The organism is Pseudomonas sp. MF6776 (genome assembly GCF_016613125.1).
GTDB lineage: Bacteria > Pseudomonadota > Gammaproteobacteria > Pseudomonadales > Pseudomonadaceae > Aquipseudomonas > Aquipseudomonas iridis.
Genome location: NZ_JAENSQ010000001.1, coordinates 20,610 through 41,923, shown reverse-complemented (window position 1 = coordinate 41,923; position 21,314 = coordinate 20,610). Strand labels below are relative to the sequence as shown.

At 60.3% G+C, this 21,314-nt stretch carries 14 protein-coding genes and 1 other RNA gene; 11 read left to right on the top strand and 4 right to left on the bottom strand.

What is annotated here, in order from left to right; translation table 11 throughout:
• Positions 1 to 133: 133 nt before the first annotated feature.
• Positions 134 to 2,533: a xanthine dehydrogenase molybdopterin binding subunit gene (xdhB, locus tag JJD74_RS00180; RefSeq protein WP_200610524.1), complete on the bottom strand. Its 2,400-nt coding sequence runs from the start codon at positions 2,531 to 2,533 to the stop codon at positions 134 to 136.
• On the bottom strand, positions 2,526 to 3,980 hold the full coding sequence (gene xdhA / locus JJD74_RS00175; protein ID WP_047300405.1) for a xanthine dehydrogenase small subunit: 1,455 nt from the start codon (positions 3,978 to 3,980) through the stop codon (positions 2,526 to 2,528). The genes xdhB and xdhA overlap by 8 nt, the downstream gene beginning before the upstream one ends.
• A 267-nt stretch (positions 3,981 to 4,247) precedes the next feature.
• Between xdhA and JJD74_RS00170 the strand changes: the two genes are divergently transcribed.
• The 6 genes from JJD74_RS00170 (at position 4,248) to ffs (ending at position 13,596) form a co-directional block, all read left to right on the top strand.
• A complete protein-coding gene (locus tag JJD74_RS00170) occupies positions 4,248 to 4,907 on the top strand; it encodes a GntR family transcriptional regulator (RefSeq protein WP_042558520.1) in 660 nt (219 codons plus the stop codon).
• Between the two features lie 2 nt (positions 4,908 to 4,909).
• Positions 4,910 to 8,398, top strand: a complete 3,489-nt coding sequence (gene smc / locus JJD74_RS00165) for a chromosome segregation protein SMC (RefSeq protein ID WP_042558521.1) — start codon at positions 4,910 to 4,912, stop codon at positions 8,396 to 8,398.
• A 267-nt stretch (positions 8,399 to 8,665) separates the two neighbouring features.
• Entirely contained in the window at positions 8,666 to 9,526 is an 861-nt protein-coding gene (gene zipA / locus JJD74_RS00160) for a cell division protein ZipA (protein ID WP_200610523.1), read from the top strand.
• Positions 9,527 to 9,612: 86 nt separating this feature from the next.
• Entirely contained in the window at positions 9,613 to 11,970 is a 2,358-nt protein-coding gene (ligA, locus tag JJD74_RS00155) for an NAD-dependent DNA ligase LigA (protein ID WP_200610522.1), read from the top strand.
• Positions 11,971 to 12,144: 174 nt separating this feature from the next.
• The gene (locus JJD74_RS00150; protein ID WP_200610521.1) at positions 12,145 to 13,311 is read left to right on the top strand and encodes a zinc-binding metallopeptidase family protein; all 1,167 of its coding nucleotides are present in this window, start codon (positions 12,145 to 12,147) and stop codon (positions 13,309 to 13,311) included.
• A 188-nt stretch (positions 13,312 to 13,499) separates the two neighbouring features.
• Positions 13,500 to 13,596: signal recognition particle sRNA small type (gene ffs / locus JJD74_RS00145), an RNA gene on the top strand.
• Between the two features lie 209 nt (positions 13,597 to 13,805).
• Here ffs and JJD74_RS00140 read toward each other — a convergent pair.
• Positions 13,806 to 14,555: a substrate-binding periplasmic protein gene (locus JJD74_RS00140; protein ID WP_200610519.1), complete on the bottom strand. Its 750-nt coding sequence runs from the start codon at positions 14,553 to 14,555 to the stop codon at positions 13,806 to 13,808.
• Positions 14,556 to 14,700: 145 nt separating this feature from the next.
• Here JJD74_RS00140 and dnaX point away from each other — a divergent pair, with 145 nt between their 5' ends.
• From dnaX to JJD74_RS00115, 5 genes are all read left to right on the top strand, one after another.
• Positions 14,701 to 16,776 carry a DNA polymerase III subunit gamma/tau gene (gene dnaX, locus JJD74_RS00135; protein WP_200610518.1) on the top strand — a complete coding sequence of 692 codons (2,076 nt, stop codon included), beginning with the start codon at positions 14,701 to 14,703 and terminating at the stop codon, positions 16,774 to 16,776.
• A gap of 68 nt (positions 16,777 to 16,844) precedes the next feature.
• Positions 16,845 to 17,183: a YbaB/EbfC family nucleoid-associated protein gene (locus JJD74_RS00130; protein WP_042558527.1), complete on the top strand. Its 339-nt coding sequence runs from the start codon at positions 16,845 to 16,847 to the stop codon at positions 17,181 to 17,183.
• Between the two features lie 291 nt (positions 17,184 to 17,474).
• Positions 17,475 to 18,509, top strand: a complete 1,035-nt coding sequence (locus JJD74_RS00125) for an NADP-dependent oxidoreductase (protein WP_047300411.1) — start codon at positions 17,475 to 17,477, stop codon at positions 18,507 to 18,509.
• Positions 18,510 to 18,575: 66 nt separating this feature from the next.
• A complete protein-coding gene (gene recR / locus JJD74_RS00120; RefSeq protein WP_042558529.1) occupies positions 18,576 to 19,178 on the top strand; it encodes a recombination mediator RecR in 603 nt (200 codons plus the stop codon).
• 280 nt (positions 19,179 to 19,458) lie between these two features.
• Positions 19,459 to 20,607, top strand: coding sequence for an acyl-CoA dehydrogenase family protein (locus JJD74_RS00115; protein ID WP_200610517.1), 1,149 nt, complete (start codon positions 19,459 to 19,461; stop codon positions 20,605 to 20,607).
• Positions 20,608 to 20,742: 135 nt separating this feature from the next.
• Here JJD74_RS00115 and JJD74_RS00110 read toward each other — a convergent pair whose 3' ends face one another.
• Complete coding sequence (locus JJD74_RS00110) at positions 20,743 to 21,291, bottom strand: adenine phosphoribosyltransferase (RefSeq protein WP_028621413.1); 549 nt, start codon at positions 21,289 to 21,291, stop codon at positions 20,743 to 20,745.
• Between the last annotated feature and the right edge of the window lie 23 nt (positions 21,292 to 21,314).

Here is a 21,314-nt window from a genome sequence, read left to right as displayed (position 1 = left end):
TCACCTCGACATCTTTGTTGTCTGTTCGGGCCTCTTCGCGAGCAGGCTCGCTCCCACATTGGAATTGCACAGTCCAACGGTCAGTACAAATCCCTGTGGGAGCTGGCTTGCCAGCGATGGCCGCGCCTCGGTCTTAAAGCGAAGCCAGCTCGGTTTCAGCTTCGACGGCCTTCACCGCTTTAAGCTGACGCATCTGCTCACAGCCCCACAACACCCGCTCCGGGGTCGCCGGGGCGTCGATCTTCGGCTGATGCTTGTAGTCACCGAGGCTTGCCACAGCGTCCTTGATCGCACACCACGCGGCAATGCCGAGCATGAACGGCGGCTCACCAACGGCCTTGGAGTGGAACACGGTGTCTTCCGGGTTCTTGCGGTTTTCTACCAGTTTCACTCGCAGATCCAGCGGCATGTCCGCCACGGCCGGGATCTTGTAGCTGGCCGGGCCGTTGGTCATCAGCTTGCCCTTGTTGTTCCAGACCAGCTCTTCCATGGTCAGCCAGCCCATGCCCTGGACGAAACCACCTTCAACCTGACCGATGTCGATGGACGGGTTCAGCGAGGCGCCGACGTCGTGGAGAATGTCGGTACGCAGCATCTTGTATTCGCCGGTCAGGGTGTCGACGATGACTTCGCAGCACGCCGCGCCGAAGGCGAAATAATAGAACGGACGGCCACGGGCCTGGCTGCGGTCGTAGTAGATTTTCGGGGTCTTGTAGAAGCCTGTGCTCGACAGCGAGACCTGATTGAAATACGCCTGCTGGATCAGCGATTCAAAGGTCAGGATGTGATCACGAACGCGTACATGGCCGTTATGGAATTCGACGTCCTCCTCGCTGACTTTGAAGTGCCGTGCGGCGAACTCAACCAAGCGTTGCTTGATGATCTCGGCGGCATTCTGGGCGGCTTTACCGTTGAGGTCGGCGCCGCTGGAAGCAGCGGTTGGCGAGGTGTTTGGCACCTTGTCGGTATTGGTCGCGGTGATCTGCACGCGATCGATTTCGACCTGGAACACCTCGGCCACGACCTGCGCGACTTTGGTGTTCAGGCCCTGGCCCATTTCGGTGCCGCCATGGTTCAGGTGGATGCTGCCGTCGGTGTAGATATGAATCAGCGCACCGGCCTGGTTCAAGAAGCTGGCGGTGAAGGAAATGCCGAATTTCACCGGGGTCAGCGCCAGGCCTTTTTTCAGGATCGGGCTGTTGGCGTTGTAGCGACGGATCGCTTCGCGGCGCTCGTAATACTGGCTGCTTTCTTCCAGTTCCGCGGTCATTTCCTCGAGCATGTTGTGCTCGACGGTCTGGTAGTAGTGGGTAACGTTGCGCTCGGTCTTGCCGTAGTAGTTGGCCTTGCGTACCGCGAGTGGGTCGAGGTTGAGGTGACGGGCAATCGCGTCCATCACTTCTTCGATCGCGACCATCCCTTGCGGGCCGCCGAAACCCCGGTAGGCGGTGTTCGAGGCGGTGTTGGTCTTGCAGCGATGACCGTTGATGGTCGCATCGCCCAGGTAATACGAGTTGTCCGAGTGGAACATTGCGCGGTCGACAATCGACGCCGACAAGTCTGGTGAGCAACCGCAGTTACCGGCCAAGTCCATGTTGATCCCGTGCAGGCGCCCGGTGCTGTCGAAGCCGACGTCGTACTCGACGTAGAACGGGTGACGCTTGCCAGTCATGAGCATGTCTTCGACGCGCGGCAGGCGCATTTTGGTCGGCTGACCGGTGAGATGCGCAACCACTGCGCACAGGCACGCGGGGCTTGCCGCCTGAGTTTCCTTGCCACCGAAACCACCGCCCATGCGGCGCATGTCGACGACGATTTTGTTCATCGACACGTCGAGCACTTCAGCGACCAGTTTCTGCACTTCGGTCGGGTTCTGCGTCGAGCAATAAACAATCATGCCGCCGTCTTCGGTGGGCATGACCGAGGAGATTTGCGTCTCCAGGTAGAAGTGTTCCTGACCGCCAATGTGCAGCGTGCCTTGAATGCGATGATCGGCCGTCGCCAGTGCGGAGACCGAATCGCCACGCTGATGGGTGTGGCTGTCGAGGACGAAATGGCGCTTGCGCAGCGCTTCGACCACATCCAGCACCGGCTCGAGGTCTTCGTATTCGATGGTCGCGGCCATCGCTGCCTTGCGTGCGGTTTCCAGATCTTTCGCCGCCACGGCGAGCACCGGTTGCCCGACAAATTGCACATCATCGATGGCCAGCAACGGGTCGCCCGGCATCAGCGGGCCGATGTCTTTCAGGCCCGGGACGTCTTCGTGGGTGATGGCGATGCGTACGCCTTCGAAGGCATAGCAAGGACTTGTATCAATGCTGATGATCTTCGCGTGGGCGCGGTCCGACAGGCGTGCGTACAGGTGCAGCTGATTCGGAAATTCCAGGCGATCATCGATGTACTGCGCTTCACCGGACACATGTTTGGCGGCGCTGTCGTGCTTGACGCTGCGGCCGACACCGGTGGTCAGGTCCTGGGCGAACAATTCGGCCAGTTCAGCCTGGGTCTTCTCTACGGCGTGATGGTTAGACATAAGCGGTCACCCGAGTCTCGATGTGCGGTGTTTGCAGTTCGATGAAATATTTGCGCAGCAGGTTCTGCGCGCTGAGCAGGCGATATTCCTTGCTGGCGCGGAAGTCCGAGAGCGGCGTGAAGTCTTCGGCCAGGGCAGCGCAGGCGCGTTCGATCACGGCATTGTTGAACGGTTGGCCGATCAGCGCGGCTTCGCAAGCGGCGGCGCGTTTGGGGATCGCGGCCATGCCGCCGAAGGCGACGCGGGCATCGCTGATCACACCGTTTTCGATGCGCAGATTGAACGCGGCGCAGACGGCGGAGATGTCGTCGTCCAGACGCTTCGAGACTTTATAGGCGCGGAACAACTGCTCGGCGCTGGCACGCGGGACGATGATCTTCTCGATGAATTCGCTTTCCTGGCGGGCAGTGACGCGGTAATCGATGAAGTAGTCTTCCAGGTTCAGGGTGCGCCGGGTTTCGCCTTTGCACAGCACGATCTGCGCGCCGAGGGCGATCAGCAGGGGCGGCGAGTCACCGATGGGCGAAGCGTTGCCAATGTTGCCGCCGAGGGTGCCCTGGTTGCGGATTTGCAGTGAAGCGAAGCGGTGCAGCAACTCGCCGAAATCCGGGTACTCGGCGTTCAACGCTTCGTAGCAGTCGGAGAGGCTGGTGGCGGCGCCGATTTCGATGCGGTCATCGAAACTGTCGATGCGCTTCATTTCGGCGACGTTGCCGACGTAGATCATCACCGGCAGCGTGCGGTGGAACTGGGTGACTTCCAGCGCCAGATCGGTGCCGCCCGCCAGCAGGCGTGCTTGTGGGTAAGCATCGTAGAGATCGGCCAGATCGGCGACGGTCAGCGGCACCAGGCAGCGCTTGTCGCCACTGTTGAGTTCGCCGATATCGGTGGGGGCAATGGCTTTGAGTCGGGCGATGGTGTCAGCTTCGCGGGCGTCGAACTGATCCGGTTGCTTGGCGCAGCACGACTGCTCGGCAGCGGCCAGAATCGGCCGGTAGCCGGTGCAACGGCAGAGGTTGCCGGCCAGCGCTTCGTGGGCCTTGGCGTTATCCGGCGCATCGCTGTTCTTTTGCAGAGCGAACAGCGACATGACGAAACCGGGGGTGCAGAAACCGCACTGCGAACCGTGGCACTCGACCATGGCTTTCTGCACGCTGTGCAGTTCGCCTTTGTGCTTGAGGTCTTCAACGCTGATCAGTTGCTTGCCGTGCAAGGACGACACGAACGTCAGGCACGAATTGAGGCTGCGATAGCGAATATGTTCGCGACCGTCGTCATCCGTCTGCAACTCGCCGACCACTACGGTGCAGGCGCCGCAGTCACCGCTGGCGCAACCTTCTTTGGTGCCGGATTTGCCGACGTGTTCACGCAGGTAATTGAGCACGGTCAGATTCGGGTCCAGGGCGTGCTCGCTACGGAGTTCCTGGTTAAGTAAAAACTGGATCACGGAAGGCCTCGCAGACTCATTATTGTTGTTAAGCGACTTGAGCCGAATTTAGCAGCTCTGACTTTTCGGTCAATGGTTTTCTGACTTAAAGGTCAAGAAAATGCATTTCGTCGATCAACAACTTGTCTATTCAGTATTGACCCTCATCGAGTCCCCTGCCTTTTTGCGGGAATCGTGCCAAAAACCGCTGAGTGGGCACTCCGCCATGACCTTGCATTTGCGCTACACTGCGCCGCTTGTGCAGATCGATAGAATTTGAAGGACACCATGACGTTCAAGGCCCCGGACAGCCTCGCCGAGCAAATTGCTCACCACCTCGCCGAACGCATCATTCGTGGCGAAATGAAGCCGGGAGAGCGCATCCAGGAACAGAAGGTCACGCTGGCGCTCAACGTCAGCCGCGGTTCGGTCCGCGAAGCCTTGCTGATCCTCGAGCGTCGCCACCTGATCGCGATCCTGCCGCGCCGTGGCGCGCACGTTACCGAGCTGACGGCGCACAAGGTGCAGAGCCTGTGCACGCTGATGAGCGAGTTGTACATCCTGCTCGGCAACTCGGTGGCCAATGGCTGGCAGGTCCAGTCGGACATGGCGCCGTTCGTGCAGATCCAGCAGCGCCTGACCGCCAGCTACGAGCGTCAGGACATCCGCACGTTCGTCGATGACAGTTTCAACGTCATGCGCGCCGCCTATCCGTTCGCCAACAACCCGTACCTGCAAGAAACTGTAGAGAACCTGCAACCGGCCATGAGCCGTGCGTACTTCCTCGCCCTCGAACAGCGCAAGGCCGAAATGAGCGAGTTCCTCGAACTGTTCGAGCGCTTGCTGGCTGCCGTGCTTGCCCGTGACCTGCCGCAGATCCGCATTGTGCTGACGGCTTACGCCCAGCGCAGCTGCGATCTGGTGGTGTCTGCCCTGACGGTTGCCTAAGCGTGCGGCTCAAGTGCATCAAACTGGCGGGATTCAAATCCTTCGTCGACCCGACCACGGTGAACTTCCCCAGTAACATGGCGGCGGTCGTCGGGCCGAACGGTTGCGGCAAGTCGAACATCATCGACGCCGTACGCTGGGTGATGGGCGAAAGTTCGGCGAAAAACCTGCGTGGCGAGTCGATGACCGACGTCATCTTCAACGGTTCGACCAGCCGCAAGCCGGTGAGCCAGGCGAGTATCGAACTGGTGTTCGACAACTCCGACGGCACGCTGCTGGGCGAATACGCGGCGTACGCGGAGATTTCGATTCGCCGCAAAGTGACCCGCGACAGCCAGACCACTTATTATCTCAACGGCACCAAATGCCGTCGTCGTGACATCACCGATATCTTCCTCGGCACCGGTCTGGGCCCGCGCAGCTACTCGATCATCGAGCAGGGGATGATCTCCAAGCTGATCGAGTCCAAGCCTGAAGACCTGCGTAACTTCATCGAAGAAGCGGCGGGTATCTCCAAGTACAAAGAGCGCCGGCGCGAGACCGAAAACCGCATCCGCCGCACCCATGAAAACCTCGCCCGCCTGACCGACCTGCGCGATGAGCTCGAACGTCAGCTCGAACGCTTGCACCGTCAGGCCGAGGCGGCCAAGAAGTATCAGGAATTCAAAGCCGAGGAGCGTCAGCTAAAGGCGCAACTGTCGGCCCTGCGCTGGCAGGATCTGAACGATCAGGTCGGCCAGCGCGAGTCGATCATCGGCACTCAGGAAATCAGTTTCGAAGCGCTGGTCGCCGAGCAACGCAACGCCGATGCGGCGATTGAACGCTTGCGCGACGGGCATCACGACCTGTCCGAACGCTTCAATCTGGTGCAGGGCCGCTTCTATTCGGTCGGCGGTGACATCGCCCGGGTCGAGCAAAGCATCCAGCACGGCCAGCAGCGTTTGCGTCAGTTGCAGGACGACTTGAAAGAAGCCGAGCGCGCGCGACTGGAGACCGAGTCGCATCTGGGCCACGACCGCACGTTGCTGCTGACCCTCGGCGAAGAGCTGGACATGCTCACCCCCGAGCAGGAAATCACCAGCGCTGCCGCCGAAGAAGCCGCCGCTGCACTCGAAGATTCCGAAAGCGTGATGCACGGCTGGCAGGAGCAGTGGGACGCCTTCAACCTCACTGCTGCCGAACCGCGGCGTCAGGCCGAAGTGCAGCAGTCGCGCATTCAGCAGCTCGAAACCAGCATGGAACGCTTGGCCGATCGCCAAAAGCGCCTCGGCGAAGAGCGTGCGTTGCTCTCGGCGGACCCCGAAGACGCGGCGATCATGGAGCTCAACGAGCAGCTCGCCGAGTCCGAAGCGACCCTTGAAGATTTGCAGACCAGCGAAGAAGCCCAAGTCGAAAAGCTTGAGCAACTGCGTCAGGAACTCCAGCAAGCGCTGACCGCGCAGCAACAGGCGCAGGGCGATTTGCAGCGCCTCAATGGTCGCCTGGCCTCGCTTGAAGCCTTGCAGCAAGCGGCGCTCGATCCGGGCACCGGCACCGCTGAATGGCTGAAGGAACACAACCTCGCCGAGCGCCCGCGTCTGGCTGAAGGCCTGAAGGTCGAGGCCGGTTGGGAGCTGGCGGTAGAAACCGTGCTCGGCGCCGATCTGCAAGCGGTGCTGGTCGATGATTTCAGCGGCTTCGATCTGTCCGGTTTTACTCAGGGCGATTTGCGCCTGCTCAGCCCTGGCACCGACGGCGTGCGGGTGGCGGGCAGTCTGCTGGACAAAGTCGAGGCGCAGATCGATCTGTCGCCGTGGCTCGGTCAGGTCAAACCGGTCGACAGTCTGGAGCAGGCATTGGCCCTGCGCGGCCAGTTGGGCGCCGGGCAGAGCGTGATCAGCCGCGACGGCTATTGGGTCGGCCGGCACTTTCTGCGCGTACGACGGGCCAGTGAAGCGGAAAGCGGCATGCTCGCCCGTGGCCAGGAAATCGAAGCGTTGCATCTTGAACGCGAAGAGCGTGAAGCCACGGTCGAAGCCATGGAAAACCGTTTGCAAACCCTGCGCGCGCAGCAGCGTCAGCAGGAAAACGGTCGTGAGCATCTGCGTCGTTTGCTGCAAGACGAAGCGCGTCAGCAAGGTGAGCTGAAAGCGCAATTGTCCGCCGGTAAAGCCAAGGCCGAACAGCTGACATTGCGTCGTACTCGTCTGGATGAAGAGCTGGTCGAACTCGGCGAACAACGTGCGCTGGAGCACGAACACATCGGCGAAGCGCGCATGCACTTGCAGGAAGCTCTCGATGCGATGGCGCTGGACACCGAGCAGCGCGAGTTGCTGCTGGCCCAGCGCGACAGCCTGCGCGAACGCCTCGACCGCGTGCGTCAGGAAGCGCGGCAGCACAAGGATCATGCGCACCAACTGGCCGTGCGTCTCGGCTCGCTGCGCGCGCAGCACGACTCCACGCGTCAGGCGTTGGAACGTCTGGAAATGCAGTCCGAGCGTCTGACCGAAAAGCGTGAACAGTTGAGCCTGAATCTGGAGGAGGGCGAAGCACCGCTGGAAGAACTGCGCCTGAAACTCGAAGAGCTGCTCGACAAGCGCATGACCGTCGATGAAGAACTCAAGACTGCGCAGATCGCGCTCGAAGATGCCGACCGCGAATTGCGCGACGCAGAAAAACGCCGCACGCAGGCCGAGCAGCAATCGCAACTGATCCGTGGTCAGCTCGAACAGCAGCGCATGGAGTGGCAGGCCCTGACCGTGCGCCGCAAGGCCCTGCAGGATCAACTGCTCGAAGACGGCTACGATCTCAACGGCGTGCTCGCCACATTGACTGCGCAAGCCAGTGAACGCGAAGCCGAAGAAGAACTCGAACGGATCAATGCGCGGATTCAGCGTCTGGGCGCGATCAACCTCGCGGCCATCGACGAATACACGCAACAATCCGAGCGTAAACGTTATCTGGATGCGCAGGACGCCGATCTGGTTGAAGCGCTGGAAACCCTGGAAAACGTCATCCGCAAGATCGACAAGGAAACCCGTAACCGTTTCAAAGATACCTTTGATCAGATCAATGGCGGATTACAGGCGCTTTTCCCGAAAGTTTTCGGTGGTGGGCGCGCGTATTTGGAACTGACGGGCGAAGATCTACTCGATACAGGGGTAACGATCATGGCGCAGCCGCCAGGGAAGAAGAACAGCACCATCCATTTGCTCTCCGGCGGGGAAAAAGCCCTGACCGCGCTGGCACTGGTTTTTGCGATCTTCAAGTTGAACCCGGCGCCGTTCTGCATGCTCGATGAGGTTGACGCGCCGCTGGATGACGCTAACGTTGGACGCTACGCACGCTTGGTCAAAGAGATGTCGCAGACCGTGCAGTTCATCTATATCACCCACAACAAGATCGCCATGGAAATGGCCGAACAGTTGATGGGCGTAACGATGCATGAACCGGGTTGTTCGCGACTGGTAGCGGTGGATGTCGAGGAGGCGATGGCGATGGTGGACGCCTAGCGGCGCAGCTTTGAGCTACAAGCTTTGAGCTACAAGCTAGAAGCTAGAAGCTTGCGGCTCGAAGCCTGAGCGAAGCGAGCCCACAATTTGCGCAGCGATTTCGACAGACGGTGTAAAGTTGTCTATGGTCGTGCTAGTTTAATGTCAATTTTTCGTATACGTGGGCAAAACGCCTGTCAGAACATAGAGTTGGCGCCACGTTTTAAAGCGGTTTGCACAGTGTAAACCCCTTATTTTTCAGCATTTTTTATAGAGGCACGGGATTACATGGAAATCGGTCTGCGCGAGTGGCTGATCGTCATCGGCATCATTGTGATAGCCGGTATTCTTTTCGATGGCTGGCGCCGTATGCGCGGCGGCAAGGGAAAACTGAAATTCCGTCTTGATCGAAGTTTGTCCAACCTGCCGGACGAGGACACCAGCCCTGAGCTGTTGGGCCCGGCCCGCGTATTGGACACACACAAGGAACCGCAACTGGACGAGCACGATCTGCCGTCGGTGAGCATGCCGTCCCGCGAAGCACGCGAGCCTCGCGAATCCGGCGCCAAACGTGGCAAGCGCGGCAGCAACGGTCCGGCCCAGGGCGACCTGAACCTCGATCTGGATCTGGACGGCGGCCCGAGCTTCAGCAGCCGTGACGACTTCGTAGAAGACGCCAAGCCGGCGCCTGCAGCGGTCGAAAAGGATCAACCGCAAGCCGAAGAAGTCCTGGTGATCAGTGTGATCTGCCGCGACGCTGCCGGCTTCAAAGGCCCGGCGCTGTTGCAGAACATTCTGGAAAGCGGGCTGCGTTTTGGCGAGATGGATATTTTCCACCGCCACGAAAGCATGGCCGGCAATGGTGAAGTGCTGTTCTCCATGGCCAATGCGGTCAAGCCGGGCATCTTTGATCTGGACGACATCGACCATTTCAGCACCCCGGCGGTGAGCTTCTTCCTTGGCCTGCCAGGTCCGCGTCACCCGAAGCAAGCCTTCGACGTGATGGTGGCCGCAGCCCGCAAGCTGTCGCAGGAATTGAACGGCGAGCTGAAAGATGACCAGCGCAGCGTTCTGACCGCGCAGACCATTGAGCACTACCGTCAGCGCATCGTCGAATTCGAGCGCCGCGCCCTGACCCACAAGCGTTGATTCCAAAGATTGCCTCGTTATCCGGGGCAATCAGCAATATAGATTGAGCAGCCTCGGCTGCTCTTTTGCTTTATGAGAGAACACCCATGACCGCCGCCAAAAACCGCATTCTAGAGCTGCGCGCTGAACTCGATCAGCACAACTACCGTTATCACGTCCTCGACGAGCCGAGCATTCCGGACGCCGAGTACGACCGGTTGTTTCATGAGCTCAAGGCGCTGGAAGCGGCCAACCCCGACCTGATCACCAGCGATTCGCCCACCCAGCGCGTCGGCAGCGTGGCGCTCACCGCGTTCACGCAGGTACGTCACGAAGTGCCGATGCTCAGCCTCGGCAACGCGTTTGAAGAAACCGATATGCGCGAGTTCGACCGTCGGGTGACCGAGGGTCTGGACCTGCCTGCCGGTGATCTGTTCGGCGGCAGCTCGGTGGTGGAATACAGCTGCGAGCCGAAGCTCGATGGCCTGGCGGTCAGCCTGCTGTATCAAAATGGCGTACTGGTGCGCGGCGCCACGCGCGGTGACGGCACCACCGGCGAAGACATCAGCGTCAACGTGCGCACGGTGCGCAATATTCCACTGAAGCTGCACGGCGAAGGCTGGCCGACGACCCTGGAAGTGCGTGGTGAAGTGTTCATGTCCAAGGCCGGTTTCGAGCGCCTCAACGCCTCGCAACTGGAAGTCGGCGGCAAGACCTTCGCCAACCCGCGTAACGCGGCGGCCGGCAGTCTGCGTCAGCTCGACTCAAAGATCACCGCCAACCGTCCGCTGGAATTCTGCTGCTACGGCATCGGTCAGGTCTCTCACGATATTTCCGACACGCACATCGGCAACCTCAAGCAGTTGCAGAAGTGGGGCATGCCGATCAGTCATGAACTGAAACTGGCCAAGGGCATTGGCGAGTGCCTGGATTACTACCGCGACATCGGCGCACGGCGTAACTCGCTGACCTACGAAATCGACGGCGTGGTGTTCAAGGTCAACAGCATTGCCGATCAGCGTGAACTGGGCTTCCGCGCTCGCGAACCACGTTGGGCGATCGCGCATAAATTCCCGGCAATGGAAGAGCTCACCGAGTTGCTCGACGTGGAATTCCAGGTTGGCCGCACCGGTGCCGTTACCCCGGTCGCACGTTTGAAACCAGTCAAGGTTGCCGGCGTTACCGTGGCCAATGCCACGCTGCACAACATGGATGAAGTCGCACGACTGGGCCTGATGATCGGCGACACCGTGATCATCCGTCGCGCCGGTGACGTGATTCCGCAAGTGGTGCAAGTGGTCACCGAACGCCGTCCGGAAAATGCACGGCCGGTAGCGATCCCGGAAAACTGCCCTGTCTGTGGTTCGCACGTCGAGCGCACGCAACTGATCAAGCGCAGCAAAGGCAAGGAAACCGTCAGCGAGGGCGCGGTGTATCGCTGCGTCGGGCGACTGGCCTGTGGCGCGCAACTGAAGCAGGCGATCATCCACTTCGTCTCGCGTCGTGCGATGGACATCGAAGGCCTGGGCGACAAGAGCGTCGAGCAATTGGTCGACGAAGGTCTGGTCAGTTCGCCGGCGGATCTTTACGCACTGAAGTTCGATGACATCGTTGATCTGGAAGGCTTCGCCGAGGTCTCCAGCAACAAATTGCTGACCGCCATTGCCGACAGCAAGCAGCCGGGGCTGGCGCGCTTCATCTATGCGCTGGGTATTCCCGATGTCGGCGAAGAGACCGCCAAGGTGCTCGCGCGCTCGCTCGGTTCGCTGGAGCGCGTGCAGCAGGCTTTGCCGCAAGTGTTGACCTACCTGCCGGATGTTGGTCTGGAAGTGGCACACGAGATTCACAGCTTCTTTGAGGACGCGCATAACCAACAGGTGATCAGCGAATTGCTGGGCCATGGTTTGCAGATTCAGGATCAGGGCGAGTTGGGCGCCGAGTTTGCCGCCAGCACCACGCTCGGTGGCTTTCTCGACAAGCTGCACATCCCCTCGGTCGGCCCGGGCGGGGCGCAAAAACTGGCGGACAAGTTCGGTTCGCTGGAAGCGGTGATGAACGCCGACTGGCTGGACATGCGCCAGGCGTTGCCGGAGAAGCAGGCGAATTCGGTTCGCGAGTTTTTCGCCGTGCCGCAGCATCGTCAGCTTGCCTTGGACGCCGAGAAACAGCTGCGTGATTTCGGCATGCATTGGGAGAGCGAGAAGAAAGTCGTCGAGGGCTTGCCGCTGTCCGGCGAGACCTGGGTGCTGACCGGCAAGGTCGAGTTGATGAGTCGCGATGTCGCTAAAGATCACCTCGAAAGCCTGGGCGCGAAAGTGGCTGGCTCCGTGTCGGCGAAAACCCACTGCGTGGTTGCGGGGCCGGGTGCCGGTTCGAAGCTGACCAAAGCCAATGAGCTGGGCGTGAAGGTGATGGATGAAGAGGCGTTTATCGCCTTCCTCAAAACCCATGGCTTGAACGTTTAAGATCAAAACATCGCAGCCTGCGGGGTCAGTGTTTCGCCACGTTTATGTGACCGTACACTGATCCCCTGTAGGAGCTGCCGAAGGCTGCGATCTTTTGACGTGCCCCAACAGAAGCGCGGAACGATGTTGTCATGGGAATGATCTAGTCTTGGCAAGCCCCAGGGAGAGATCGCCATGTACCGCTTTTTCGAGCAGCTCAGTTCTCGCATCGTCGCGCCGTTCATGGCCGAGTCCTCACGCAACAGCAAAGTCTGGCCGTGCCGCTGCGGTCAGTCGCTGTTCTTTCGCAACAGCCAGTGTCTGGCCTGCAACGCCTTGCTCGGTTATCAACCCGAAGAAAGTCGCCTGACCTCGCTGCAACCGGGCCCGTACGAGGGCACCTGGACGCTCGATACCGATCCCGAAGCCGGCCTGTTCCGTCGTTGCGCCAATCTCGACACACCCGCCGCGTGCAACTGGTTACTGGCGGCCAACGATCACGACACCCTGTGCGTTGCCTGCAGCCTCAATCGCACCATCCCCGACCTGTCCGTTCCGGAAAACCCCGAGCGCTGGCGCAAGGTAGAAATCGCCAAACGTCGCTTGGTCGCGCAACTGATCACCCTCGGTCTGCAGGTCATCCCGAAAACCGTGGATGAAGACGCCGGGCTGGCCTTCGACTTCATCGGCGTCGACCTCGAAGGCAACGCGCCCATGACCGGCCACGCCAACGGCCTGATCACCCTCGACATCAAAGAAGCCGACGACGCCCACCGCGAGCAGGTGAGGGCGCAGATGCACGAGCCGTATCGCACGCTGCTCGGGCACTTTCGTCATGAGGTCGGACACTATTACTGGGATAGGCTGATCGCCAACGGCCCGTGGCTCGACTCTTTTCGCAACCTGTTCGGCGACGAGCGCGCCAGCTACGCCGAGGCACTTGACCGCCACTATCAGCAGGGCGCGCCGCTGGACTGGCCGCAGCACTACGTCAGCGCCTACGCGACCATGCACCCATGGGAAGACTGGGCGGAAACCTGGGCGCATTACCTGCACATGATGGACGCGGTCGACACCGCGCTGGGTTTCGGCATGAGCGCGCGTGAGATGGACTTCGACTATCAGCCTTTTCCGACCAGTACGTTGTACGACCCGGGACATCCGGGTGGGGAGGCGTTCCTGTCATTCGTCAACGCGTGGATCGAACTGGCAGGCATGCTCAATGAGCTGTCACGCAGCATGGGTCAGCCAGATTTCTATCCGTTCGTGCTGCCGGCGCCGGCGATTGCCAAGCTGCATTTCATTCATCTGGTCATTCAGCAGGCGGGCGGCAGGGCGGACGATGTTCTTCAGGCGCAATAAAGTCAAAAGATCGCAGCCTTCGGCAGCTCTTGCAGGGGTATGCGCCTCATGTAGGAGCTGCCGAAGGCTGCGATCTTTATGTCCTTGAACAGACTCATATTTTTTTATCCGCCCGAACGGTTGTAACTTCGTCTCAGATAGGTACAATGGCGCGGCTCGCCGATAGGCAAGCGTCGTTATGGTGACCCCATCGGTCCCCCCGCAACGATTACCCGTGAACCTGGTCAGAGCCGGAAGGCAGCAGCCACAGCGGGAACATTGTGTGCCGGGGTGTGGCTGGTGGGGTTACCACCTTAACGAACAATAGAACGCTTCAACCGAACTGCATGGGTTTCGCCCACTGCGGTTTTTTTGTGCCTGGGATTTTCCGAACCGACACAAATCCCACTGCTGATGAGGATCCTGTGGGAGCTGGCTTGCCAGCGATAGCGGTGGGTCAGGTTCATCTATTTCACTGAAAATCCGCAATCGCTGGCAAGCCAACTCCCACAAGGTTATGGGGTGTTGTCGGAGTGGCCGGTGTAAAGCCGAATAATCTCATCAATCTCCCCCGACATTTTCATCCGCAGCAGCGTGCGCAATATCCTCTGCACTGGCACGTTCGGATCATTCCTCACATAGCAGCCGACATGCTGCTCCTGCAGCACCGCCACGCCGTGCAGTTGCTGTTCAGGCGTCAGGCGCTGGTTGAACCAGTCCAGCGTCCACTGATTCCTTACGGCGTAGCGATAACGCCCGGCCAGCAGTTTTTCCAGCACCTGTTCCTGATTGCGCGCATCTTCGCGTTGCAGTTGATCGGCATCGAACAGCGGTTGCAGGGTGGAGTAGGTGTAACCGAGTACGGTGCCGATCGATTGGTGTGGCAGGTCAGCCGGGTCGATTTTATTCGGCAAACCCTGGCGGCTGACCAGCAAATCACGCTGAAACAGCAGCGGGATACTCCAGATGTAATCGCCGGACTGATTCGGCAGCCACGATTGTGCGGCGTAGCAGCGCACATCAATCTCGCCGTGTTCCATCGAGCTCTGTACCCGCGTGCGCGGCAGGACGACAAACTGCGCTGGCACGCCGACCTGGGTGGCCAGGCTGAGCATGATGTCGTAAAGGATGCCCTGAGTCGGGCGGCCGCGTTCCAGTTGCACAATGGGCATCGCCCAGCTGTCGGGCACGACGAAACGCAGCGGTGTTTCCGCTGCCGTGACGCTCAGGCTCACCCCTAGCATTGCCCCCACGGCCCAACGCATAAACGCTCCGGTAATTCCCGATCCCGAGCCTATAAAAGCCTCTGCTCATGCAGCTTAGCCATATTAGAGAAGGACACCGGATGCAATTTTGCCCTTGCTCCGCTAGCATTAGCCGCTTCAGCTTCCTTCGTTGCGACGGTTTTCGATGAGTTATCAGGTTCTTGCACGTAAATGGCGTCCGCGCTCGTTCCGCGAAATGGTCGGCCAGACCCATGTGCTCAAGGCTCTGATCAATGCCTTGGACAGCCAGCGGCTGCATCACGCGTACCTGTTTACCGGTACGCGCGGGGTGGGTAAAACCACGATTGCGCGGATCATTGCCAAATGCCTGAACTGTGAGACAGGTATCACTTCCAGCCCGTGTGGCGAATGTTCGGTGTGCCGCGAAATCGATGAAGGCCGTTTTGTCGACCTGATCGAGATCGACGCCGCCAGCCGCACCAAGGTCGAAGACACCCGCGAGCTGCTCGACAACGTGCAGTACGCGCCGAGCCGTGGGCGCTTCAAGGTCTACCTGATCGACGAAGTGCACATGCTCTCCAGCCATTCCTTCAATGCGCTGCTCAAAACCCTCGAAGAACCGCCGCCGTACGTCAAGTTCATCCTGGCGACCACCGACCCGCAGAAACTTCCGGCAACGATTCTTTCGCGCTGCCTGCAGTTCTCGCTGAAGAACATGACGCCTGAGCGCGTGGTCGAGCATTTGACCCACGTGCTCAGCGCCGAAAACGTGCCGTTCGAAGACGACGCGCTGTGGTTGCTGGGTCGTGCCGCTGACGGCTCGATGCGTGATGCCATGAGCCTGACCGACCAAGCCATCGCGTTCGGCGAAGGCAAGGTTATGGCCACCGACGTGCGGGCGATGCTCGGCACGCTGGATCACGGCCAGGTCTACGACGTGCTGCACTCGTTGATCGAAGGCGATGCCAAGGCGTTGCTCGAAGCTGTTCGTCACCTGGCCGAGCAGGGCCCGGACTGGAACGGCGTGCTCTCGGAAATTCTCAATGTGCTGCACCGGGTGGCCATCGCTCAGGCGTTGCCGGACGGTGTCGACAACGGTCATGGCGACCGTGATCGGGTGTTGGCATTGGCGCAGGCGTTACCGGCCGAAGACGTGCAGTTTTATTACCAGATGGGCCTGATCGGACGCCGCGATTTGCCGCTGGCACCCGACCCGCGTGGCGGCTTCGAAATGGTCTTGCTGCGAATGCTGGCCTTCAGGCCCGCAGACACTGCGGACGCCCCGAGGCAACCGCTAAAGCCAGTGGGGATCAGCCAGGCCACAGTTGATTCCGCAAACTCCGTGGCTGCCGCGCCTAAACCTGCGCCGGTGGTCGCTGCGGCTGTTGCGCCAACGCCAACGCCAGTGGCTGCACCGGCTCCCGAGCCTGTGGTTGCAGCTGAGCCGGAACCTGCGCCGGAACCCGAGCCCGAGCCGGTCGCCGTCGAAGCCTTCGTCGACCTGCCCTGGAACGATCCGGTAGAACCTGAGCCCGAGTCGGTGCAGCAACCTGCCGTCGAGCCCATGCTGGAAACCGCCGCCGAGCAGCCTGACCTGCCGCCGATGCCGCTACCGACCCCGGACAGCGTCGTTCCGGATGCGCCAGAGTGGGCCGCGGCGCCGATCCCTGAGCCGAGTGTTGCCGAAGTCGATGCCGCCACACCGGGCATGGACGCGGACGATGAGCCGCCGCTGGACGAGGATTACATCGAGCCGGACATCGATTCGGCCTACAGTTACCTCGACGAACTGGCCAGCGAACACGCCGCAGAGCCGGCCCCGGAACCCGAGCCTGAGCCCGCCGCGATGCCGGCCACAGGTTTGGCGTTGCAGTGGCTGGAGTTGTTCCCTAAATTGCCGATCTCCGGCATGACCGGCAGCATCGCCGCCAACTGCACATTGATCGCGGTCGATGGCGACCATTGGTTGCTGCACCTGGACCCGGCGCACAGCGCCTTGTTCAACGCCACTCAACAGCGTCGTCTCAACGATGCGTTGAACCAGTACCATGGCCGCACGCTGGGCCTGACCATCGAACTGATCAAGCCTGAGCAGGAAACCCCGGCACAGGCTGCCTCGCGTCGGCGCATCAACCGTCAGCGCGAAGCTGAAGAATCGATCCACGGTGATCCGTTCATCCAGCAGATGGTTCAGCAGTTCGGCGCGGTCGTGCGAAGCGATACTATTGAACCTGTCGACGCTCTGGTCACTCAGGGCTAATAACTGAAGGCGTTCGGTGTTAATTGCCGGGCGCTGTTTTTGATCCAAGTACTTTTGAGGTGATTCCCATGATGAAAGGTGGCATGGCCGGCCTGATGAAGCAGGCGCAGCAGATGCAGGAAAAAATGGCCAAGATGCAGGAAGAACTGGCCAACGCCGAAGTCACCGGTAAGGCCGGTGGCGATATGGTCACCGTGGTGATGACCGGTCGTCACGACGTGAAAAGCGTGAGCATCGACCCAAGTCTGGTTGAAGGCCTGAGCGAAGACGACAAGGAAATGCTCGAGGCCGTTGTTGCCGCCGCCGTCAACGACGCCGTGCGCAAGATCGAAGCCAACAGCCAGGAAAAAATGGGCGGCATGACTGCCGGCATGAACCTGCCAGCGGGTATGAAACTGCCATTCTGATTCGCCATTCGGCGGCAGATGAGCTACACAAAATGCCAGGCATTGCGCCTGGCATTTTTGTTTCTGGCTGATTTCAGCGTCTGTCACAAATCTTTGCCAGGCCAGGCTCCTGTAGGCGCTGTCGAGTGAAACGAGGCTGCGATCTTTTGATTCGGACTAATAAAATCAAAAGATCGCAGTGTGCCGTAGCTCCCACAGGGATAGTGTGCAGCGACGAAACATCGAACCCGTCACGGCCACAGTGGTCTGCTCCTTATACCGCCGAATTCATCATTCACAGGAGACGCTGACATGTCCGACCCTCTGACCCTCAACCAGCGCTTTGTGCTGGCCTCGCGCCCGGTTGGCGCGCCGACCCCCGAGAACTTTCGCCTGGAGCGCGAAGCCCTGCCGGATCTCGAAGACGGCCAGGTGCTGCTGAAGACCCTGTACCTGTCGCTCGATCCCTACATGCGCGGGCGCATGAGTGACGCACCGTCCTACGCCGCCCCGGTACAAATCGGCGAGGTGATGACCGGTGGGGCTGTCAGCCGAGTCGAGCGTTCGCGTCATCCGAAATTCCATGAAGGCGATCTGGTCGTCGGTGCCACCGGGTGGCAAAGCCACAGCATCAGCGACGGGCGCGACATCATGCCGATCCCTTCCGGTCTGCCGAGCCCGTCGATGGCCCTTGGTGTGCTGGGCATGCCCGGTATGACTGCGTACATGGGTCTGATGGACATCGGGCAGCCGAAACAAGGCGAAACCCTGGTGGTGGCTGCCGCATCCGGCGCTGTAGGCTCGGTGGTCGGGCAGGTGGCGAAGATCAAAGGTCTGCGCACGGTCGGCGTGGCGGGTGGCGCCGAGAAGTGCAAATACGTGGTCGAGGAATTGGGCTTCGACGCTTGCATCGATCACAAGGCTGCCGATTTCGCCGAGCAACTGGCCAAGGCCTGTCCCGATGGCATCGATATCTATTACGAAAACGTTGGCGGGCACGTCTTTGATGCCGTCGTCCCGCTGCTAAATCCCAAGGCGCGCATTCCGCTGTGCGGCCTGATTGCCGGGTACAACGCCCACGAAGCGCCGCAAGGCCCGGATCGTTTGCCGATGCTGCAACGCACGTTGCTGACCAAGCGTGTGCGGATTCAAGGCTTCATCGTGTTCGATGACTACGGTGATCGTCAGCCGGAGTTCATCAGCCACATGGTGCCGTGGGTGCGCGACGGCAAGGTCAAATTCCGTGAAGACGTGGTGGAAGGCCTGGAGCAGGCGCCCGAGGCGTTTATCGGTCTGCTGGAAGGACGCAACTTCGGCAAACTGGTCGTGCGGGTTGCCCAGGACTGAGTATTTGACGCTGGCCAGAGGCGCGGGTATAAACCGCGTCTCGTTGTTTTGTCGGACTTTTTACCCATGAGCTTCAGCCCTTTGATTCGCCAACTGATCGACTCCCTGCGAATTCTGCCGGGTGTGGGTCAGAAAACTGCCCAGCGCATGGCGCTGCAGTTGCTCGAACGTGACCGCAGCGGCGGTGCGCGCCTGGCCCAGGCGCTGAGCCAGGCCATGGAAGGGGTGGGGCATTGCCGCCAGTGCCGCACGTTGACCGAAGACGATCTGTGTCCGCAGTGCGCCGATACCCGCCGCGACGACACATTGCTGTGCGTGGTGGAAGGGCCGATGGATGTTTACGCGGTCGAGCAAACCGGATTCCGTGGGCGTTACTTCGTGCTGAAAGGGCATTTGTCGCCGCTGGACGGCCTCGGGCCCGAGGCCATCGGCATTCCGCAATTGATCGCGCGGATTGAAGAAGCGGGCACGTTTACCGAAGTCATCCTCGCCACCAACCCGACGGTTGAGGGCGAGGCGACGGCGCATTACATCGCTCAGTTGCTCAACAACAAAGGCCTGATCGCTTCGCGGATTGCCCACGGGGTACCGCTGGGTGGCGAGCTGGAACTGGTGGACGGCGGGACGCTGGCGCATTCGTTTGCCGGGCGTAAACCGATCGCTCTCTAAATCCTTATTGCCTGTTCTGGCCTCATCGCTGGCAAGCCAGCTCCCACAGTGATTTGGGTTGATCACAAAATATGTGAGCAACATCGAACCCTGTTTGAGCTGGCTATATTGTTTCCACAGGAATTTGAGGTTTATCACAAAGTTTGTGAACGACCTCTGCCCCTGTGGGAGCTGGCTTGCCAGCGATGCAGGCGCCTCGGTCTATCAGATTCACACAATATTGTTGAAAACCAAGCAAGCGCTCGGTTAACGTCGGCGAACTCTTCGATGGAGCTCGCCCATGCCTGCCTTTCAGGAATACTTCGACCCCAGCCACCAGATGGTCCGCGACAGCGTCAGACGTTTCGTCGAGCGCGAGGTCCTGCCGGATATTAATGCGTGGGAAGAAGCCGAAAGCTTCCCCCGAGAGCTGTACCTGAAAGCGGGTGCCGCCGGCATCCTCGGCATTGGCTACCCCGAAGCACTGGGCGGCAGCCATGAAGGCGATCTGTTCGCCAAGGTTGCCGCCAGTGAAGAGCTGATGCGCTGCGGCTCTGGCGGCTTGGTAGCCGGGCTGGGTTCGCTGGATATCGGCCTGCCGCCCATCGTCAAATGGGCGCGACCTGAAGTGCGCGATCGCGTTGTGCCGCAAGTGCTCAGCGGCCACAAGATCAGCGCGCTGGCCGTCACCGAGCCCGGCGGCGGTTCCGATGTCGCCAATCTGCAAACCCGCGCCGTGCGCGACGGCGACTTCTACCGCGTCAGCGGCAGCAAGACCTTTATCACCAGCGGCGTACGCGCCGACTTCTACACTGTCGCGGTGCGCACTGGTGCGCCGGGTTTTGGCGGCATCAGCCTGCTACTGATCGAGAAGGGCACGCCGGGTTTCACCGTTGGCCGACAGTTGAAGAAAATGGGCTGGTGGGCGTCGGACACGGCTGAATTGTTCTTCGACGATTGCCGGGTGCCTGTAGGAAACCTGATCGGCGCTGAGAACATGGGCTTTGCCTGCATCATGGGCAACTTCCAGAGCGAACGGCTGGCGTTGGCACTGATGGCCAACATGACCGCGCAGCTTGCGCTCGAGGAGAGCTTGAAGTGGGCACGCGAGCGTGAAGCGTTTGGCAAGCCGATCGGCAAGTTTCAAGTGATCAAGCATCGCCTCGCCGAAATGGCCACGGCGCTGGAGGTGTCGCGTGAGTTCACTTACCGGCAAGCGGCGAAAATGGCGGCGGGGCAGAGTGTGATCAAGGAGATTTCCATGGCCAAGAACTTTGCTACGGACACCTCGGACCGCATCACCACGGAGGCAGTGCAGATACTCGGCGGGTTGGGTTACATGCGTGAAAGTCTGGTGGAGCGGCTGTATCGGGATAACCGCATCTTGTCGATTGGCGGCGGGACGCGGGAGGTGATGAACGAGATCATCGCCAAGCAAATGGGGCTTTGAATCCTGGGTGAGGCTGCTGGCCTCATCGCTGGCAAGCCAACTCCCACAGGTTTTTGGGGCATACACAATATTTGTGAACGACCGAAATCACTGTGGGAGCTGGCTTGCCTGCGATAGCGTCAGTACAGGCGCCGCTTACTTATCGGTCAAGGCAAACTGCGTCAGGCAGAACGTTGGAATCCCCATATCCTGTAGACGCTGCGAACCGTTCAGCTCCGGCAGATCAATAATCGCCGCCGCCTCATGTACCCGTGCGCCCATGCGCCGAATCAGGTTGGCTGCCGCAATCAGCGTGCCGCCGGTCGCGATCAAATCATCAAACATCACCACCGAGTCGCCTTCGCACAGGCTGTCGGCGTGCACTTCCAGGAAGGCTTCGCCGTACTCGGTCGCGTAACCTTCGGCCAATACGTCGGCCGGCAGTTTGCCCTGCTTGCGGAACAGCACCAGCGGCTTGTTCAACTGATAGGCCAGTACCGAACCGATCAGAAAACCGCGAGCATCCATCGCGCCGATGTGCGTGAAGTCGGCTTCGACGTAGCGGTGAGCGAAGCTGTCCATCACCAGGCGCAGGGCCGTTGGCGACTGGAACAGCGGGGTGATGTCGCGAAAGATCACGCCCGGTTTCGGGAAGTCGATCACGGGGCGGATCAGGGATTTGATGTCGAAGGAGTCGAAGACCATCGTCGAGGTGTCCTGGCAGGGCT

Coding starts and splice junctions, on each gene's coding strand:
- xdhB (WP_200610524.1), bottom strand. CDS start 2,533: ATGTCTAACCATCACGCCGTAGAGAAGACCCAGGCTGAACTGGCCGAA.
- JJD74_RS00170 (WP_042558520.1), top strand. CDS start 4,248: ATGACGTTCAAGGCCCCGGACAGCCTCGCCGAGCAAATTGCTCACCAC.
- zipA (WP_200610523.1), top strand. CDS start 8,666: ATGGAAATCGGTCTGCGCGAGTGGCTGATCGTCATCGGCATCATTGTG.
- ligA (WP_200610522.1), top strand. CDS start 9,613: ATGACCGCCGCCAAAAACCGCATTCTAGAGCTGCGCGCTGAACTCGAT.
- JJD74_RS00150 (WP_200610521.1), top strand. CDS start 12,145: ATGTACCGCTTTTTCGAGCAGCTCAGTTCTCGCATCGTCGCGCCGTTC.
- JJD74_RS00140 (WP_200610519.1), bottom strand. CDS start 14,555: ATGCGTTGGGCCGTGGGGGCAATGCTAGGGGTGAGCCTGAGCGTCACG.
- dnaX (WP_200610518.1), top strand. CDS start 14,701: ATGAGTTATCAGGTTCTTGCACGTAAATGGCGTCCGCGCTCGTTCCGC.
- JJD74_RS00130 (WP_042558527.1), top strand. CDS start 16,845: ATGATGAAAGGTGGCATGGCCGGCCTGATGAAGCAGGCGCAGCAGATG.
- JJD74_RS00125 (WP_047300411.1), top strand. CDS start 17,475: ATGTCCGACCCTCTGACCCTCAACCAGCGCTTTGTGCTGGCCTCGCGC.
- recR (WP_042558529.1), top strand. CDS start 18,576: ATGAGCTTCAGCCCTTTGATTCGCCAACTGATCGACTCCCTGCGAATT.
- JJD74_RS00115 (WP_200610517.1), top strand. CDS start 19,459: ATGCCTGCCTTTCAGGAATACTTCGACCCCAGCCACCAGATGGTCCGC.
- JJD74_RS00110 (WP_028621413.1), bottom strand. CDS start 21,291: ATGGTCTTCGACTCCTTCGACATCAAATCCCTGATCCGCCCCGTGATC.